Below are 17,237 nucleotides of genomic sequence, written 5' to 3' on the forward strand. Positions count from 1 at the left end.
CCGACGCACATACCAGATTGCAGTAGCCGCTTTGCTGGCCAGTGCTGTTGAATCTCAAGCTGACACGCGCCGTGGGGATTTCAACAATGCTCTTTGGTATTCGTCCAAGTGCATAGCCTATGAACTCGACCCTGGTATAGCCATGACAACTAGCGTCATACGTGCGGCCTTGGCGTCGGCATTGGGGTGGCTATCGCCGGCTGAACAAGAGGCTCCGGCGGCCGGCTGGCGCAAGGCTCGGGGATGATGGACACCAGTCAATGGCCGGCCGCCCCGGTGTACGATCTCGTGATTACGCACTCATTCTAAAGCTTTCGGAAATCGGTGATCTGGTTTCAAAGCGTCTGAAGCCGAGCAACGTCGCCAAGGCTTTCCCGCCATCAGAGTGCGCGTCCACGCCGGCAAATTCAAAGCCTGACTCCAAGACAACTCGCTCTCGTCATCTGAACAAACCCGGCAGCAATTCGCTCAACAACGGCTGGATATGAAACGAGCCCGGAAGGCAGAGCGTGCGGGATCACCATGGACAGCGTGGACGCAGGCGCCGGCCCTTCCAACGCACTGGACGCATAGGCCCTTAGAGGTGCTAGCCTATCTCCTACTGGCGATCGCGATAGGCTCTTTGCTGATCGCACTGTTTGACACCATTCGCGCCGACGCATGCGGCCCAGCGTCGACCGGCCCGAGCTTTACGAACAAGCGATGCAGCGCGACCTTTGGCGCCTATGGCACAAATCCTTTCCCAAACTCTCGTGAAAACGGCACAGCGGTTTTCGCCCCATGTCTGGGCAGAGATGTAACCGCCCCCTCAGGCCGGCTCGGGAACCAAGCGCGTCATCTACGGTTATTTCCTCATGCAGATCGGAGATTTCGACACAGTGCCGCTCAGGCACACCCAGTTGTTTCGCGATGCCAAGATCGCGATGCTGACACACATGGTGCTTTTCCGCATGGAGATGACCGCGGCTGCGGCCGCCGAGGTCGAGGAAGCGCTCGCAGACTTGATTGAGGCAAACCAAGCCGACATCGCTGCGCGTCAATGACGCTGATCTCAATCACATCGCTCCGACAACGATGGCGAGCGTTGGCCTGGCTGTCATTCGCGGCCATCCAAAAACCGCGCCAACATTCGCGCTCCTTGGCCACCATATCGACGGATGGCGAGCGCGGCGCGTCATTCTGGTACCGCGTCGTCGGCGAGCGTAAAGGGGCGATATACGAGTTTAGCGTAGCTGAAACACCGAAAGCCCGGGACTTTGCAGAATGAGGAAGCTTTCAGATGGTACCCATCGCTGGCAAGCGCCACGGCAGCGAGCCGGCACGATCAGCGCGATTTTACGCCAAGTCCACAATCATGAAGAGTCCGGGCATGAACCGCTTGCCCCAAGAAGACGGCGCGTCCCCGGGCGTCCCAAGATAACGACTTTGTGCGGCCCGGAAATCCGCGCCTCAGCCGGCCAGGCTAAGTGATCTTCTGCCTTGCTGTTGTGGTTTGCAATCTTGGTCTTTGGTGGCGGCTTCATCTAACGATGATGCGCCTTGCGGCGGCATCGGTCTACCGCTCAGTATGTTTCTTAAAATTCTTGCGGAACAAGCGCTGGATGAGGGCGTTTGGCCGTCTAGGGGAGTTGTGCCGATGGTCGACAAACGGGACGAAGCATGCACCAAACCGAACGATTTTATCGTTAAGCGGTTAGTCGCTGGGGCCGGCATCACCGAGGCGCAAGCCCGCGAGCTTATCGCAATTCTTGGCGCACACAGTTGGTCTTCGTTGTTGCGAGAGGCGCGGATATTGAAGGGGCGGTGACCTAGCGCCCGATGGTTGATCATGGTTTCGTCCGGCTCGCGGTCGGTCAAGTCCTGAAAGAGCGATTTAATCATGCGCCGCCCAAAGCTCTTCCGCCAGATTTAGCTCACGAACCGACTTCCTGAAGGCTTCGCGTATAATATCGAAATCGAAAGCCGAAAAGTGCGCGCCTGTGTAGCTCTCGTTCACAATGGCAGCCCCATACGCAACCAATTTGAAGCGCAGATTCATATCCCGATCCATCGCGGGCACAATGAGATTCTACTGTACGATTAAATACCATGGTTCTGGGGAAGCAGGGCGGCTTGACGGAACATTAGCAATCTCTAACCAATTGTGCTTGCGGCAACGATGGTCACCCCATCACTGCCGAAGATCGGGATCCCCGATCGGCCCGCGCCTCCCGCAAGTGGCGCGGGCTTCAATTCCGTACTGGAGATGCAATGCCCGACCAGCCGGTCACAACCTACGTCGTCACCGTGTTCGAGAAACCGCAGTGGCGAACGGTGCTGATACGGTGCTGATCACCGAGGTTAAGGCCGAGGCCTTAGCCCGGGCGAGAGAGATCGGCGGCAAGGTTCGCGTCCAGACGATCACGCCGGAGGTGAAGCGCTAGGACCGAGGCAGCGGCTCCCTCCACCTGCCCGATCAGTGTTTCAATTGAGCCGGCGAACGTAGACTATCGCGGCAGGGCTGCTATCCTGGTTGTTCAGTTCCTCATCCCCGCTCTCTGGGACCGTCCTTAGAGGACGATGCAAGACCCATGTGACTTCGAAAACGTCGAAAGCCCCAGGGTGGCTGAATTCAACGCGATCACCGACACAGGGCGGCATGTGAAAATCAAACATACCGAGCGATGTTTCTTTTGCGTCGCGCTGAGTCTCTACCGCTTCAAATGTGTTGATCATCATTCTCCCCCTTCCGCAGCCTCACCCCAGCGCCGCCGCCATTCTCGGGGATGAATTCGACGCCAATCGCGCCACGTCTCTAATCTGGTCGGCGCTCTCAAGCTCTTCGGCGAAGGATATACGGCTCATCTGAAACTCAAATCACCTTTTGTTGCCTCCACTCAATTCCCGTCGACTTTTCCCAGCCTGCGGGAGTCGGAGAGTGCCGAAAAAAGGCGCTGCCGTAGCTGTAGATCTGCGTCAGACTTTACCGAAGCGGTGGGTGAGTGGAACCGGAGATAACGATGCACGGTAATTGCCTACTTTCCGTCGCGCTCGCATTGTGCGCCGTGATGAAGCTTGGGAGATTTCAATTCATTGGTCCTGCAACCCGGCAAACATTTGATCTAAAAGGATTTGAGGATTTCCTCGGCAAAAGCGCATTTGCGTCGGATCAGATCGATATTCAAGTGATTGGTTGCCATTCGGCTTTCGCGGCCTAGTGGCGCGACCGTGCAAGCGGTGACGTGATGCATAGGGTGTTGACGTATCGCGCGCCAGCTGACCTGCTGCGAAGCACCTGCAGGAGCCGTGCCAACCGCAACAACGGCCCCGATTGCAACCACTACTGGGTTCAGGAACGCCCGGACCTCATCTGCAACACCGATCGGTGCCAACCAGTTCTCGACCGAGGGCCAAGCGGCAGCCGGAGGTTTGACCGGCATGGATTCACCGGCGACCAGCAGTCGCAATCGCGCGTTATTGGGCATTGGCCCTCCGCGGAGCAGCGCAGCATTTCAGGCTACCGGGCTTGGTCAGGGTGCTTTCGCAGCCATTATCGTCGGGGTTGGTATTATGTCCTCGACGAACATCGATCACACCAGCAAGGAAAGGAAGCGACGTTGCAGCAACTGGTGGACAAAGCACTGCGGCAGGGGTGCCTCGATGACTTGAACGCCACGTCTTCCATCCCGCCGAGGCACTCATAGGAAGTCGCGAACTGCCTCCGAATGGGGTATTTAAGCGAGGCCGAGGTGAAAAGCCGGGAGCGTTACCTTGGCATCCCGCTGCGCTAGACGCAGGAAATTTTGGCCCGGCAGCCCGATGATGAATGCCGCCATGTCGGGTCTAAACAGGTGGAACGAGCTTGCATCAAGAGCGATCCCTGACGGCACCAGGAAGGCCAACCAATAGAGAATAGTCGACTTAGTCCAATGCTAACCCAAGGCAGGCGAAACGATGCCAAACAAGCTTGTAATGATCATTCGTCATGCCGAAAAGCCGATCCCAGGTGGTCCGGACCTCGGGGTTACCGAACAGAGCGAAAGCGATCCCGCGTCGCTGACGGTGCGCGGCTGGCAACGCGCGGGAGGCCTTTGCCGATTTTTTTACGAGCCACCTCAACCTCTGGGCAGACCTGCATCAATTGTTGCGTCGGGCATGATCAAAAGAGATGATTCCGGCACACGGAGTAAGCGGCCTAGCCAGACAATCACCCCACTGGCAAGGCGCCTTGGCCTTGAGCCGGATGTCACTCATTCAAAGGGCCAAGAGCAGTTAGCGGCGGATGCCATCCGCACAGCCCAATCACCGGTGTTGGTTAGCTGGCAACACGAGTCTATTCCTGCTCTGGCAGCTGCACTTGTCGGTGGCACAGGGACCGCTCCGCAATCATGGCCCGACGACGATTTCGACAGCATCTGGGTCCTGGAAGCAGACGAGGCAAATGTCTGGTCTTTCTCGCGGGAACGCCAAGCACTCCTGGATGGTGATGACACCGGTCAATTGAGTTGAGTGTCTAGTTTGGATCGATATTGCTGATTTAGTATCCGTCGGGACGGCAGCATGGCTCTTGGAGGGATCAACCCGGCCAGACTTGCCGCAGCCTCAAAGTTAGGAGAGCTGAGACGTTTCACGTCGGTGAAAGAGTGATCGTCACCTATTCGACGAAGGCCAGCAAGCTGGCGGCTTCGAGTATTCACCCTGCCAGCGGGTGCTCCGAAAGCTGCCAAGAAACCCTGTGACGGCAAACCGCCAGGCGGCAGGCATCGGCAACATCGCTCTGTTCGCCGCAGCGGCGGCGAGCAGTCCAATCACGAAAGCACCGCCGCTACGCGCTCTAAATGCTACCGGCAGCTCCCCCAGGCATCCGCCTGAGCGCGTCAAGGAGGCGGCCAATGCCCCACCCAAACATGCATCTATTAATGAGGCATTATCGCCGCAACCCGAGCCACATTATCGATCATTCGATCGGCGAACGCCGGGTCTGTTTGAGATTTGCTTCACGGAGTGTCGCCGACCATGCCTGAAAACAGCACTGAGCCGCGCTGCTCGAGAAGCGACAGCGAGGTGTAATCCAGGATCGATAGGCCCCCGTCGGCGACCAAGGTTTGGCCCGTGATGAACGAAGCCTCATCGCTTGCTAGGAACGCGACTGCCGCAGCAATTTCGGCCGGGGTGCCCATCCGGCCGAACACGCTTGGCGCCACGGCCCAGTCGCCGGTACCAGATGCGGGCGCCGCTGCATCGGTTTCGGTGGCAATTCAGCCAGGACTGACGCAATTCGCCCGGATACGATGCGGAGCACCTTCGATGGCCAACGATCGTGTGAGCGCCTCAACCGCCGCCTTGGCGACGCAGTAAAGGCCCCAGTTGCCGTGTAAGGTAGCCGTGGACGATATGTTCACAATCGCACCGCAGCCGGAATCTCGCATCACCGGCAACGCGTAGGAGGCTACGAAAAAGGTGGAGTCCAGGTTGGCGCCGCGCATCTTGTCCCATCTCGCTCCGGGGCGATCGCCCGGTTCGATCCCGCCCCGGCGCGAACCGGCGCCTGCGTTGTTGATCACAACCCGCAGCCGCCCCCAATGGCCGATTTGGCCGATCATATCCTCGACTTGGTGCTCTTCCGATAGATCGCACGGGAAAAAGCGGGCTTCGCCCTTAATCTCCTTTGCTTCCGCTTCAACGGCGCGGCCCTTCTCGCGATCGCGGCCTGCGAACGCCAGCCGGGCTCCCTCTTTCAGGAAATAGCGGACGATTCCGCGGCCTATCCCCGAATTCCCGCCGGTCACGAGAACGTCCTTACCTTCAAACCGCATGATACCTCGTGCAGACGGTGCAGATGCGCGCAAATTGCGGCATCTTCGATCCATTGCGCCTGAGAAACGGTGGACCGAAACAGGGATATGCCTCGCTATTCAATTCAGCGTCAGTGCCACAACGGGTAGGGGATTGGACATCGACTCTGCACGGTTCCGATGTGGTGAGCGGGTCTTGATCCAGTCGTTTTATCGCGGCCACGGTGTCGCGAGTCTGGCGCACCGCTTCAAGCTCCGTTCGCGCCTTGTCGAGGACGACACGACCGGTAGGCGTAAGCCGAACCTGTCGCGTACTGCGAATGAAGAGCTGAACGCCGAGCGGGATCGACGCCGCGCAATATCCGGTCTCGCTGACAGCCAGTTGTCAGCTGTGTCGTGAGACATTGTTTCCGAATAGCCGCAAAGCCGATTCGCCGGCGCAGGATCCAGTGTGGAACGCAGCCCATGAAACAGATTGCCCTGTCGCTTTTCGTGATCGCGTCTTCGGGCGCCTACGTCTGGGACCAAGCGGGCAAGGGGCCTACCGGCGACGTGATCGACACCGCAGGCCCCGCCAGTGCCGCCGAGAAGAGCGTGCTGCTGCCCACTGCTCCGGTCGACCCCGTTCCAACTGGTCCCGTTCCGGCGCCTACCCCGCCATCGCCTGGAATCTCCCAACGGAATGTGCGGCTCGAGCCTCCAGCGACCACGCCGACCATGGTTGGCAGTGAAACCACGGCGGCGATTGCTGCTCCCGCCCAAGAGCAGCCGGCACAAGAGCCGCCAGCTCCCGAAAGGCCATCGCTTGCAGTCGACCGCCCGCAGGTTTCCCTGGCGCCCGCCCCACCGCCGGAACAGGCGCCGGCCAAGCTCGTCATCGATGCCACGCCGCAGACAGCGGCCTTCGCCATAACCCCGGCGGTCTACATCCCCGTTCCCCAACCGAGGCCGAATTATCCGCAAGCACCAGCCCGCGTCATCAAGGCCGGTATGAAGCCGCCCGTGAATCCGGGTACGAAGCCGGCCAGGCACGGCTTTGCCGACGGCACCTACATCGGCCCCGTCACCGATGCCTATTACGGCCTCATCCAGATTCAGGCTTCCATCCAGGGCGGCCGTCTCACCGCGCTCAAAGTGCTGAAATACCCGAATGACCGCCGCACTTCGATCAACATCAATCGGCAGGCGCTGCCCATGCTGCGTGACGAAGCGATCAGTGCGCAGAGCGCCAATGTCGACATCGTTTCGGGCGCCACGCTGACCAGCAAAGCCTTCATCCAGTCGCTTGGCGGCGCGTTGAAGAAAGCGTCGTCCTGATTCGATGCGCGAGACTCGGCTTCTAATGGGCATGCCCATCACCGTCGACATCGGCGGCGCCTTGGGCGCGGCACTTGTCGACACGGTCTTCGACTACTTCGGGCATATAGACCGGCGATTCAGCACCTATAGGGCTGACAGCGAGATTTCGGCCATCAACCGGGGTGACCTTCCGGTCCGTGACTGGAGCGGCGAGATGATGGACGTTCTGGCCCTCGCCGCTCAGACGAAAAACCAGACGGATGGATATTTCGACATCCGCAAGCCAGACGGTTCGCTGGACCCGTCCGGCATCGTCAAGGGCTGGGCCATTCGCAACGCGGCCGGAATCGTTCAGCGGGCCGGCGTCGGCGATTTCTTCATAGAGGCGGGCGGCGACATCCAGTCCTGGGGCAGGAATGCTTCGGGCCTCGACTGGAGCGTCGGCATCCGCAATCCCTTCAATGCCGATGAGATCATCAAGGTCGTCTATCCGCGCGGGCACGGCGTCGCCACCTCCGGCACCTATGCGCGCGGACAGCACATTTACAATCCGCTTGGAGTTGGCGGCCCGATCACCGAGATCGTCAGCCTCACCGTAATCGGGTCGGATGTGTTCGAAGCTGACCGTTTCGCTACTGCCGCCTTCGCCATGGGCCGCGATGGCATTCTCTTCATAGAGCAGACGCCGGGCCTCGAAGGTTACGTCATCGGCAGCAATGGCCGCGCCACGCCGACAAGCGGCTTTGGAGCCTTTAGCCGGCCATGATCAAGACCATCGACCGGTTCCTCGACCATCAGACCATGTACCGGCTGGTCCTCTACTATCTGATCGCGTTGCTGGGCACGGCCTTCGTGCTCGGCTTCTTCAAGCTTGTGCCGCATGATCCGGTCATGCTCGCCTTCACGACGGGGCTGATGCTGGCCGCCTGCTGGATCGCCAACAGGGTTTTTGCCGCCGTCTTCAAGGTTCCGGCCAACAACGAGTCGGTCTACATCACAGCCCTCATCCTGGCGCTCATCCTCGATCCGGTGGCCGCCACGGACCTCAAGGGGATAGGCGCGGTGGTGTTCGCCTGCGTCTGGGCGATTTCATCCAAGTTCATCCTCGCCATCGGCAGGAAACACCTCTTCAATCCCGCCGCACTGGGCGTGGCGCTGACCGCGCTGCTTCTCGACCAGCCGGCCACCTGGTGGGGTGGGCGGCAATTTGCCATTGCTTCCCGTCGTCCTTGCCGGCGGCATCCTCATCGTGCGCAAGCTGCGCCGGCTCGATCTGGTCGCCACCTTCGGTGTGGTCGCGCTGGCGACAATTCTGGCGACCACCGAGCCGTCGCAATACGCCACCGCGTTGACGGAGACGCTGGGCTCATCGCCGCTGCTGTTCTTCGCCTTCGTGATGCTGACGGAGCCGCTGACGGCGCCAACGACACGGTGGCCGCGCATCGCCTTCGCCGCCATCGTCGGCTTCCTGTTCGCGCCCAACATCCATGTCGGTTCGCTCTATTTCACACCGGAACTGGCGCTTCTGACCGGCAATCTCTTTGCCTACGCCGTGAGCCCGAAAGGACGTTTCGTGCTGACGCTCGAACGCATCGAGCAATCGGCCGTAGACAGCTACGATTTCATCTTCAGCTCACCGCGAAAGCTTGCCTTCCAGGCCGGCCAGTATCTGGAATGGACGCTTGGTCTCGACCGATCGGACAATCGCGGCAACCGCCGCTATTTCACGGTCGCATCGGCGCCCACGGAGCAATCCATACGACTTGGCGTCAAGTTCTACCCGCAATCGAGCGCCTTCAAGCAAATGCTGGGCACGATGAAGCCGGGCAGCACGATCCACGCCTCCCAACTGGCCGGCGACTTCACCCTGCCGGCCAATCCCGAGACCAAGATTGCCTTCCTGGCCGGCGGCATCGGCATCACGCCATTCCGCTCGATGCTGCAATATCTCATCGACAGCCGTGAAAAGCGGCCGATCGTCGTCCTCTACGGAGCCGAGACCCGGCAGGACATCGCCTATCGCGATGTGCTCGGCGAGGCGAGGCGGGAACTGGGCATCAGGACGGTGTTTGCCGTGGCTCGGGGGCCGAGCGCGGCCAGTATCCCGGCTACATCGACGCGCGCCTAGTGCGCCTCGCCATCCCCGACTATCTGGAGCGGACCTTCTACATTTCCGGGCCCCAGGCCATGGTCAAGGCGCTGCGCGACACGCTGCTGGCCATGGGCGTTCGCCGTTCGAAGATAAAGGTCGACTATTTCCCCGGCTTTGCCGAAACCGAGCTGGCCGACGAGATCGAGAAGAGCGCCGGAGCGATCCGACGTCATGTCGAGCGGGAACTCGCGCGCGCCCGTCTGGCGCCCGGCGTTTCCGGCAAGGCATCGTGCCGGGTCAGGGAAGCCGCGGCCGGCGTCATCGCCGTCATCAAGCGCACGCCGGGCGGCAAGCAGCTCTCGTTCCTGATCGACGTCGCGGAGGATTTTGTGGCGCCGGTCGAAGAAGGCGACCTTTCGGAGATCCTGGGCAATCTGGTGGAGAACGCGGCGCGCTTCGCAAGATCCTCGGTTCAGGTCAATGCGTGGGCAAGCGAGGGCGAGGTGTCGATCGCCGTCGCCGATGACGGCCCGGGCATCCCTAATGCGGACCGGGAATCCGCACTGTCACGCAAGGCCCGGATGTCGGCCGACAGCACCTGCAGTGGCGTCTTGAGGCCGTGCGCCAGGTCGGTGGCGCGCGACCGGGCGCGCGCAAGGGCCTTCTCCTGCGCATCGAGCAGGCGGTTGATTTCGTCGGCGAGCGGCTGCACCTCGCTCGGCGCCGCCACGTCAAGCCGCGCGGTTCGCTGCGCGATCACGTTTCGAACGGCGACCCTCAGGTTTTCCAGCGGCGCGAGGCCAACGGTGATCTGGATGAAGAAGGCCGCCATGAGGGCGGCGGCAAGCAGGACGAGCGCGGGGACAAGATCGCGGACATATTCGCGCACCGACACTGTGACGCTGTGATGGTCTTCCGCCACGATGGCGCGAAAGGAGCGGCCATCGGGATCGGTGATGGTGCGCACGACGGCCACGGTGAGTTCGCCGCCCGGCCCCTTGAGCTCCTCGATCTTTCTCAGTTCTCCGCTGGCCCCCTGGTCGGGCAAGGCAAGCGTTGCATCCCACAATGAACGCGAGCGGATCAGGCTATGGCTGGCCAGGTCTTCCACCTGCCAGTAATGACCGGACAGCGGGTTGGCGAAGCGCGGGTCGGTCAGGTCCGGCGCGACCGACAGCCGGCCGTCGGCCGCGAAGCTGGTCGCGCCGATCAACTCGTTGAGATCGACGGTCAGTTCGCTGACGATGCGCCGCTCGACATTCTTTTCGAACAGATAGCGCAGCCCGACCCCGGCGATGGCAAGGGCGACGAGGATCGAGATGGTTGCCGCCGACCAGAGCCTGAAGCGGATCGAGTTGCCCATCAGGGAGGCCCGTCGGGGACGAGATATCCGAACCCGCGCCGCGTTTCGATGACATCGTTGCCGAGCTTGCGGCGCAGGCGCGCGACGATGACCTCGATTGCATTGGGATCGCGATCATTGCCGGAATCATACAAATGCTCGGCGAGTTCGGTCGGGGCCACCACGCGCCCGGCATGATGCATCAGGAACGCCATCAGCCGGTATTCCAGCGGCGACAGCGCGACGGGAACGCCACGCAGCGAAATGCGCATCTGGCGCGTGTCCAGCAGCAAGGGGCCGGATTTCAACACCGGTGCCGACTGGCCCGTTGAACGGCGTAGGATCGCGCGCAGCCGCGCCAGCAGTTCTTCCATTTCAAACGGCTTGGGCAGGTAGTCGTCGGCGCCGGCATTGATGCCCTCGACGCGCTCGGTCCAAAGCCCCCTCGCCGTCAGGATCAGGACCGGAAAGCGACGCGAATTGGCCCGCCAGCGCTTCAGCACCGTGAGACCATCGAGCTTTGGCAGTCCGAGATCCAGGATCGCGGCGTCGTAATTCTCGACATCGCCCGCGAACCAGGCGGCTTCGCCGTCGCGCACGGTATCGACGGCCATTCCCGCGGCCTTGAGCACCGCCGCGATGTCGCTCGCGATCCTCGGCTCGTCTTCGGCAAGGAGGATCTTCATCAGTCGCCGCCCCTGCTGCGCATCAGCACTCCGGTGCCGGCGTCCACGTCGACGACCCTGCGGCGGCCGTCGGCGGCAACGATCTGGAACCGATAGACCCATCTGTTGGCTATCCGGATAAAATCGACGGCCACGATGTCGCCAGGCGCTTCAGCCTGAACCAGCCCAAGGATGCTGTTCAGCCCTTTGATTTCGCCACGTTCATAAAGGTCACGCGCCCGGTCATGGTCACCGTCATCATCGACGTCCGCGCGCGCGGCGGAAGGGCCGGCGAGAATGAGCCCGCACAGACCAAGCACCGCCAGGCATTTCAGCATCGCTTTCATCCATGGACCACGTGCCTTGAGTCTAGACACTGCAAGCGGCACCACCCTGCATGCATTGGCCTGTCTAGACCGAACCGCGGTCAGGGGCCACTTGTCCCCGGTAGCATTCGCTTGAGCACATCGTCCTTCCAGACATAGTGATGCCAAAGGGCGGCAGCCGCATGCAAACCGGCAAGGATAAGGATCAGATTGGCGCAAAGGCTGTGCAATTCCCTGATGAAACCGGCCGTGGCGCGGTCCGCGGAAACCGGAGCCGGGATGGTGAAAACGCCAAAGAAGCTCAAGGCATCGCCCCGGTACCAGGTCAGCAGGATGCCGAGAACGGGTATGGCCACAAGCAGCGCATAGAGCAGAAGATGCGCGATCTTGGCCATCCATCGTTCAAGCTGTGACATTTCCAGCGGCAGCCCCGGCGTTCCCAGCGCCAGCCGCAAGCCGATGCGAATGACCACCAGCGTGAAAAGCAGCAGCCCAAATGAAATGTGAAGCCACCAGACGAAGGCGCGACCGGGGTCGCCGCGCGGAAAGATATCGGCGACGTAGGTCAGACCATAAAGGCCGATGACCAACAGAAAGACGAGCCAGTGAATGGCTTTCTGAGAACTGGCATAGTTGGGATTCACTCGAGCAATCCAGTTTTGAGCATTTCCAAGCCAACCGCGATCTTGTCAAAGCTTTGTTGGGGCCAATACCCATCGACGATGTGAAGGTATCACAACGAACTTATAAGCCTGCGCGCCGTGGCATCCGTGACGGATTTCCCGCTTCAGGAAGAGTGATGACCAAAGTCGGCGGCACGGTGACAATTCCGCTGATGACGGCATCTTAGATGTGAACTTTCGTGGGTTTGGTTGGCGCACACTGGATCGGAGAACCTGTCAGCAAGCTGACAATGCCAAAGAACTCACGAGTCTGGTTTGGATCTCGCTAAACCGTCCGATAACCTTGCTATCTATGAACGGAGAATAGCCGAACTTCTGTTCGGGAGACGACCATTTTCCGGCATCGCATAGGGTTGACATCAAGGTGGTAAATCCGAAGGCCGCCTTTTGTACGGAAATCGTTTGCAGATTTCTAATGTCCGCAAATTGGCGACTGCACGAGTTGCGTTGGGAGACCAGGTAAGACGATCGAATTAGCCATCCCACTAGTTACTGGGATGCGTATTGGCGGGATCACCAGCTTCGAGCGACATCCATGGAGCGTTGCCAGGCGGCATACTCTAAACACGGATATCCCGGAGCACAGGCGCAATGCATTGGCGATATCCGCAGGCAAAAATACGCTTCGAGAGGCCACACGGCTACCCCTTCGCAGGAACGAAAATAGAAGAGAAGCAGAACTTTCCGCCGCAACGGAAGGCCACCCGGCTATATCTTAGTTCTCATTGCACACATAGTGCACACGAAAGCGGTTGGTCTAGGGCTACCCCGGAGTAGCCAGCGACGCAGCACAATGCTTGAAGCTAGATTGTCGACTGGGCCGGAATAGGAGACAAGGCACAGGCACAGGACCGCCCTCCCCGCCTTTGAATACCCCCTACGGGACATCGCGATCTGAAAGACGCTGGACCTATGGACCGAGCGTGTCGAGGCGGCGCACATCATCGGCGGCCTCGGCCAACAGCCAGTCGCGGAATGTCGTGATTTTGGGGAGCATCGACGTCGCCTTGGGGCAGACGATCCAGTAGGTCTTGGACAATCGCAGAGCCGTGGCGAACGGTCTTACGAGGCGGCCGTTGATGAGGTCCCAAGCCGCAAGCGTGGTGCGGGCGAGTGCGACGCCCTGGCCGTCGATAGCGGCGTCTATGACCATGCTGGCGCGGTTCAAGACCGGTCCGTGGGAGCGTTCGGCATGGACCACGCCAGCGGCCTCGAGCCATTCCGACCAGTCCTTTCGGTCATCAAGATGCAGCAACGGAAATTTCAGCACATCGGACGGCTCGCGCATCCGCTGGTGAAGTTTGGGACTGCATACCGCGAACAGTTGCTCGGAGCACAGGCGGACAACATCATGCCCCGCCCAGTTGCCATCGCCATGCCGCACGGCAAGATCGACGTCCTCTCTTGCGAAGTCGACGTGATGCATGGTTGCGGAAATCCTAAGATCGATGTCCGGATGCGTCTCTGCAAACCTGCCAAGGCGGTTTCATGCGACCTGTTCTGTTTTCGTAACTAGCTAATGCACGGCGTCGAGAAAGTTCCGGAACGATCACCTGCACCCATGACGCTCGAGAAGCGCAATAGTTGCAACCAAGTTGCCGCGGAACATGAGCACGCATCTCGAGCCTATCTCGTCGCCTATTGCGCACGGACGACACGGGAACTTCGTCCTCACAATTCCGTTGTGGCCTCGGAAACGAGGTCGTGCGCTTGCGTGAATTAACCCCAACCAATGAGCGCGAATCCTTCGAGCGTCGCGCCCGTCGTTCGCTGTCCGGCACGGCATGGCCCAGCGCGACTTGGCCGTTTGCGGCGGGGCTGGTTGTTGCAGTCCTCATACTCGTGTTCGGCGCGCTTACTGAAGAAGTCCTGGACGGCGACACCACCGTGTTCGATCTTGCCATCCTCTCGACCTTGCGTAGCGCAGCCGATCCGGCCAATCCGATTGGACCGCCGTGGCTTCACGAAGCCGCCCGAGATGTGACATCCATCGGCAGCGTGGTGTTTCTTGGATTCGTGCTGCTGGCAGGGGTCGGCTATCTCCTTCTTATCCATAAGCGGGCTCTCGCGATCTTGATGGCTGTTTCGGTGGTCGGCGGCGAACTGCTCAGCACGATCCTCAAGAAGAGCTTTGATCGGCCCAGGCCCGATATTCCTCACGTCACCCAAGTGTTCACCGCGAGCTTCCCGAGCGGACACGCAATGCTTTCAGCGATCACCTTCCTCACAGTGGGTGCCCTGCTTGCTCGTGCCAACGCGGACCCACGCGTCAAGGTGTATTTCATGGGGCTCGCCGTCTTCCTGACGGTCGCTGTTGGCGTAAGCCGTGTCTATCTCGCGGTCCATTATCCCACGGATGTGCTCGCGGGATGGTGCATCGGTTCTGGCTGGGCAATCTTGTGTTGGACGGCCGCGTCGTGGTTTCAGCCGACCAGAGTCAATCAGGAGCTCGAACCTTGAGGACTTTGGCGCTCATCAACCAAAGCGCGGGCGCTGCCGCGCGCAGCGGCGATATCGAAAAGCTCGTCCGTGATGGGTTCGCGAAACGCGGCGTAGATGCCGATGTGAAGTTAGTGGCTGGGCACCAGATTGGCGAGATGGCGCAGGGGTTCGTCGCTGAACGCCCAAGATCGGGCGATCGAAGAGTGTTGGTGGTGGGTGGTGGCGATGGTACGCTTGGAAGCGCGGCGTCGGCGCTCGCCGGGACCAAGGTAGCACTGGGCGTCCTGCCGTTAGGCACACTGAACCACTTCGCCAAGGATCTTGGTCTGCCGATCGAACTTGATGCGGCGATGGATGCGATCGCGGCGAACAATCGTGTTGCTGTCGATGTCGCCGAGGTGAACGGTCGCGTTTTCCTCAACAACTCGTCGATTGGCATCTATCCCTTCTTTGTTGCAAAACGCTCCGCCGAGCAAGAGCGGCGCGGGTTGGGAAAACTTGCAGCCATCGGTCCTGCTCTTGCAAGAACAGTGAGGTCCGCGTCCTGGCAGGCTGTCCATGTTGCCGCTCAAGGCAACCGCAAACGGCTGCTGACGCCCTGCGTGTTTGTCGGAAACAATTTCTACGACATCGCCGACCTTGGCCGTCGCAAGAGCCTGTCCTCACATGAGCTCTGCGTCTATGTCGTCAAACAGCAGTCATGGTTCGGACTGGCGTTGCTCCCATTCAAGATCGCGCTTGGTCTCATCGACGCAACTCGAGATGTGGAGACGTATCGAACAATGGCCCTCCAGATCACGTCGCATCGCGCCGCCATGCTGGTCTCGCTGGACGGTGAGGCGATTAGTATGGACATGCCCCTGAACTTTCGGGTTCGCCCAGCAGCCTTGCAGGTTCTGTCATCTGCCAAAATGGAAGGGAATTAATGGCCAGCCCTGTAGCCGGAGCAATTTCGTGAAGACCCTCGTCCATCTCTCGGATTTGCATTTCGGAAAAACAGATAGCCAGGTCGTGGCAGCCATCGCGGCTGAGGTTCGCGACATCGTTCCCGATTTGCTCGTCGTTTCCGGGGATTTGACGCAACGTGCTCGCAAAGTTGAGTTCCTGCAGGCGCGAGCGTTCCTCGATTCCTTTCCTGCCCCTCGCATTGTGGTGCCCGGCAACCATGATGTACCGCTGTGGAATGTCTTCGCCCGTACCTTTACCCCTCTATCCCGCTACAAGCGGTATATCGAGGCGGACACGGATTCATTCTACGCGGATGCCGAAATCGCTGTTGTCGGTATCAACACTGCACGATCCCTGACGATCAAGGACGGCCGGATCAATGTCCGCCAGCTCGAGGCGGCAGAGGAAATATTCGCGCGCTTATCCGATAAAATCATCCGCATAGTGGTAACGCATCACCCGTTCGAAGGACTGGATTTCGAAAGCGATGATGGTGTCGTCGGGCGGGCCAGCCTTGCAATGGATGCCTTCTCGCGCAGTGGCGTAGACATGATCCTGTCTGGTCATCAGCATCTTCATCGCGCCGGTTCCAGCGCCAGGCGGTACCTTATCGACGGGTATGCGGCATTGCTTGTTCAGGCGGGAACAGCGGTCTCATCGCGACTCCGCCAGGCCGCAAATTCGTTCAACATCATTTGCGTCGATGGTCCGGAAATATCCGTGGAATGTCGAGGCTGGCGGTCGCCTCGGGGCGGCTTCGAAACCTCGGCGAGATATTCCTTTCGGCATGGCCCAGACGGATGGCGCCTGCTTGATTAGCACAGATCAATTCAATTCCAGGGGCTGCGCGCCCCGACTAGCAAGGAGCGGGTGCAAATGTGTTGGTTCTTGGCCGGGTCGATGGATCGAAAGACTCCGTGGCGCATTTAAGCTTCGGCTAATAATGGCCTCAGGAGAGAACCAATGAAGAAGACGCTGCTCATTTTGAGTATACTCATTCCGCTCGCCGCATGCTCCCGCACAGAACAAGGTGCTGCCGTCGGCGGCTTGGGCGGCGCAGCTATTGGCGCAGCCGTGGCCGGCGACCCGGTGCAAGGAGCGGTTGTTGGCGGGGCGGTCGGAGCAATAGCCGGGGCGGTCATCGGGCACGCCAGCGAAGCCGGTCAGTGCAGATATCGCGATCGGCATGGCCGGGTTTACGTTGCACGGTGCCCGGACGGATACTGAGATCTGAGGGCGCGTGATCTCATTCGATCACGCGCCTCTTCGGGATAGGACAAGTGAATGGCACGTAAGGCTGCAAGGCCTCGCGGTCGCTCCGCAGGAAGGACACAGGATATCGCGCAGGTCAGCCCGACATGCCCGTAGTCTTCAACGACCTCGCCGCCTGATGTCATGGCCCGTAAAGTGACGCTCGGCTCCTGTACCTCCGGCACCGTTGTTGCTCGCGAGTTGAGGCGGCCGCAAACAGCGGCAGCGGCTCGTCGCGCAGAGCCTTGATCGCCCACAAAGCCTCAGGCCTCGCCAGCGACAATGAGGGTTCAAACGCGTGGGCCTGGGCGAGCTCGACCAGGGAGGCAGCAGCAACACCGGTGTGACGCCAGAGATCATCAACAGATGCGAAGGGCTGGTCGGCACGTGCGGTGACGATCGTTGCCGCCGCATG

At 60.3% G+C, this 17,237-nt stretch carries 17 protein-coding genes and 2 pseudogenes; 10 read left to right on the forward strand and 9 right to left on the reverse strand.

The features are described from left to right. Positions 1-854 precede the first annotated feature (854 nt). Positions 855-1,043, forward strand: coding sequence for a hypothetical protein (locus tag HB778_RS31730; protein WP_183459643.1), 189 nt, complete (start codon positions 855-857; stop codon positions 1,041-1,043). Between the two features lie 830 nt (positions 1,044-1,873). Here HB778_RS31730 and HB778_RS31735 read toward each other — a convergent pair. The 3 genes from HB778_RS31735 to HB778_RS31745 all read right to left on the reverse strand — a co-directional run bounded on the left by HB778_RS31735 (position 1,874) and on the right by HB778_RS31745 (position 3,464). Continuing rightward, positions 1,874-2,038 (reverse strand): hypothetical protein, encoded by a 165-nt coding sequence (locus HB778_RS31735; RefSeq protein ID WP_183459645.1) that lies wholly within the window; start codon positions 2,036-2,038, stop codon positions 1,874-1,876. Positions 2,039-2,463: 425 nt separating this feature from the next. Further along, positions 2,464-2,718, reverse strand: coding sequence for a hypothetical protein (locus tag HB778_RS31740; protein ID WP_183459647.1), 255 nt, complete (start codon positions 2,716-2,718; stop codon positions 2,464-2,466). 383 nt (positions 2,719-3,101) lie between these two features. Beyond that, complete coding sequence (locus HB778_RS31745; RefSeq protein ID WP_183459649.1) at positions 3,102-3,464, reverse strand: hypothetical protein; 363 nt, start codon at positions 3,462-3,464, stop codon at positions 3,102-3,104. A gap of 469 nt (positions 3,465-3,933) precedes the next feature. Between HB778_RS31745 and HB778_RS31750 the strand changes: the two genes are divergently transcribed. After that, the gene (locus tag HB778_RS31750) at positions 3,934-4,488 is read left to right on the forward strand and encodes a hypothetical protein (RefSeq protein ID WP_183459651.1); all 555 of its coding nucleotides are present in this window, start codon (positions 3,934-3,936) and stop codon (positions 4,486-4,488) included. Positions 4,489-4,976: 488 nt separating this feature from the next. Here the strand turns inward: HB778_RS31750 and HB778_RS31755 are convergent. After that, positions 4,977-5,849, reverse strand: a pseudogene (locus HB778_RS31755) (SDR family NAD(P)-dependent oxidoreductase). Positions 5,850-6,239: 390 nt separating this feature from the next. On the opposite strand from HB778_RS31755, the gene HB778_RS31760 reads away from it, so the two are divergent. The 4 genes from HB778_RS31760 (at position 6,240) to HB778_RS41900 (ending at position 10,073) form a co-directional block, all read left to right on the forward strand. Then, positions 6,240-7,091: an FMN-binding protein gene (locus HB778_RS31760; protein WP_183459653.1), complete on the forward strand. Its 852-nt coding sequence runs from the start codon at positions 6,240-6,242 to the stop codon at positions 7,089-7,091. Between the two features lie 25 nt (positions 7,092-7,116). After that, positions 7,117-7,839: an FAD:protein FMN transferase gene (locus HB778_RS31765; protein ID WP_244661708.1), complete on the forward strand. Its 723-nt coding sequence runs from the start codon at positions 7,117-7,119 to the stop codon at positions 7,837-7,839. A gap of 447 nt (positions 7,840-8,286) precedes the next feature. After that, positions 8,287-9,201 carry an RnfABCDGE type electron transport complex subunit D gene (locus HB778_RS41895; protein ID WP_183465330.1) on the forward strand — a complete coding sequence of 305 codons (915 nt, stop codon included), beginning with the start codon at positions 8,287-8,289 and terminating at the stop codon, positions 9,199-9,201. A gap of 92 nt (positions 9,202-9,293) precedes the next feature. Continuing rightward, positions 9,294-10,073: an ATP-binding protein gene (locus HB778_RS41900; RefSeq protein WP_244662020.1), complete on the forward strand. Its 780-nt coding sequence runs from the start codon at positions 9,294-9,296 to the stop codon at positions 10,071-10,073. Positions 10,074-10,527: 454 nt separating this feature from the next. Here the strand turns inward: HB778_RS41900 and HB778_RS31785 are convergent, their stop codons facing one another. The 4 genes from HB778_RS31785 to HB778_RS31800 form a co-directional block, all read right to left on the reverse strand. Beyond that, positions 10,528-11,193 carry a response regulator transcription factor gene (locus HB778_RS31785; RefSeq protein WP_183459657.1) on the reverse strand — a complete coding sequence of 222 codons (666 nt, stop codon included), beginning with the start codon at positions 11,191-11,193 and terminating at the stop codon, positions 10,528-10,530. Beyond that, positions 11,193-11,519: a PepSY domain-containing protein gene (locus HB778_RS31790; protein WP_183459659.1), complete on the reverse strand. Its 327-nt coding sequence runs from the start codon at positions 11,517-11,519 to the stop codon at positions 11,193-11,195. Before HB778_RS31790 ends, HB778_RS31785 begins: the two co-directional genes overlap by 1 nt. Before the next feature lie 80 nt (positions 11,520-11,599). Beyond that, positions 11,600-12,142, reverse strand: coding sequence for a cytochrome b (locus tag HB778_RS31795; protein ID WP_183459661.1), 543 nt, complete (start codon positions 12,140-12,142; stop codon positions 11,600-11,602). Positions 12,143-13,091: 949 nt separating this feature from the next. After that, positions 13,092-13,607 carry a LysR substrate-binding domain-containing protein gene (locus HB778_RS31800; RefSeq protein ID WP_244661709.1) on the reverse strand — a complete coding sequence of 172 codons (516 nt, stop codon included), beginning with the start codon at positions 13,605-13,607 and terminating at the stop codon, positions 13,092-13,094. 278 nt (positions 13,608-13,885) lie between these two features. On the opposite strand from HB778_RS31800, the gene HB778_RS31805 reads away from it, so the two are divergent. The 4 genes from HB778_RS31805 (at position 13,886) to HB778_RS31820 (ending at position 16,798) form a co-directional block, all read left to right on the forward strand. Next, entirely contained in the window at positions 13,886-14,641 is a 756-nt protein-coding gene (locus tag HB778_RS31805) for a phosphatase PAP2 family protein (protein WP_432421218.1), read from the forward strand. Continuing rightward, positions 14,638-15,549, forward strand: a complete 912-nt coding sequence (locus HB778_RS31810) for a diacylglycerol/lipid kinase family protein (RefSeq protein WP_183459663.1) — start codon at positions 14,638-14,640, stop codon at positions 15,547-15,549. Before HB778_RS31805 ends, HB778_RS31810 begins: the two co-directional genes overlap by 4 nt. Positions 15,550-15,577: 28 nt before the next feature. Continuing rightward, positions 15,578-16,390 carry a metallophosphoesterase family protein gene (locus HB778_RS31815; protein ID WP_183459665.1) on the forward strand — a complete coding sequence of 271 codons (813 nt, stop codon included), beginning with the start codon at positions 15,578-15,580 and terminating at the stop codon, positions 16,388-16,390. A 144-nt stretch (positions 16,391-16,534) separates the two neighbouring features. Beyond that, positions 16,535-16,798, forward strand: a complete 264-nt coding sequence (locus HB778_RS31820; protein ID WP_095198530.1) for a YMGG-like glycine zipper-containing protein — start codon at positions 16,535-16,537, stop codon at positions 16,796-16,798. Between the two features lie 85 nt (positions 16,799-16,883). Here the strand turns inward: HB778_RS31820 and dnaE2 are convergent. After that, positions 16,884-17,231, reverse strand: a pseudogene (gene dnaE2, locus HB778_RS31825) (error-prone DNA polymerase); the annotation flags it as partial. Positions 17,232-17,237 lie beyond the last annotated feature (6 nt).

The sequence above is a fragment of the Mesorhizobium huakuii genome (assembly GCF_014189455.1).
Taxonomy (GTDB): domain Bacteria; phylum Pseudomonadota; class Alphaproteobacteria; order Rhizobiales; family Rhizobiaceae; genus Mesorhizobium; species Mesorhizobium huakuii_A.

Excerpts from the sequence above, each read along its gene's own strand:
- HB778_RS31765 (WP_244661708.1), top strand. The coding sequence starts at position 7,117 with ATGGGCATGCCCATCACCGTCGACATCGGCGGCGCCTTGGGCGCGGCA.
- HB778_RS31730 (WP_183459643.1), top strand. The coding sequence starts at position 855 with ATGCAGATCGGAGATTTCGACACAGTGCCGCTCAGGCACACCCAGTTG.
- HB778_RS41900 (WP_244662020.1), top strand. The coding sequence starts at position 9,294 with ATGGGCGTTCGCCGTTCGAAGATAAAGGTCGACTATTTCCCCGGCTTT.
- HB778_RS31790 (WP_183459659.1), bottom strand. The coding sequence starts at position 11,519 with ATGAAAGCGATGCTGAAATGCCTGGCGGTGCTTGGTCTGTGCGGGCTC.
- HB778_RS31740 (WP_183459647.1), bottom strand. The coding sequence starts at position 2,718 with ATGATGATCAACACATTTGAAGCGGTAGAGACTCAGCGCGACGCAAAA.
- HB778_RS31785 (WP_183459657.1), bottom strand. The coding sequence starts at position 11,193 with ATGAAGATCCTCCTTGCCGAAGACGAGCCGAGGATCGCGAGCGACATC.
- HB778_RS31800 (WP_244661709.1), bottom strand. The coding sequence starts at position 13,607 with ATGCATCACGTCGACTTCGCAAGAGAGGACGTCGATCTTGCCGTGCGG.
- HB778_RS31750 (WP_183459651.1), top strand. The coding sequence starts at position 3,934 with ATGCCAAACAAGCTTGTAATGATCATTCGTCATGCCGAAAAGCCGATC.
- HB778_RS31760 (WP_183459653.1), top strand. The coding sequence starts at position 6,240 with ATGAAACAGATTGCCCTGTCGCTTTTCGTGATCGCGTCTTCGGGCGCC.
- HB778_RS31820 (WP_095198530.1), top strand. The coding sequence starts at position 16,535 with ATGAAGAAGACGCTGCTCATTTTGAGTATACTCATTCCGCTCGCCGCA.
- HB778_RS31735 (WP_183459645.1), bottom strand. The coding sequence starts at position 2,038 with ATGAATCTGCGCTTCAAATTGGTTGCGTATGGGGCTGCCATTGTGAAC.
- HB778_RS31745 (WP_183459649.1), bottom strand. The coding sequence starts at position 3,464 with ATGCCCAATAACGCGCGATTGCGACTGCTGGTCGCCGGTGAATCCATG.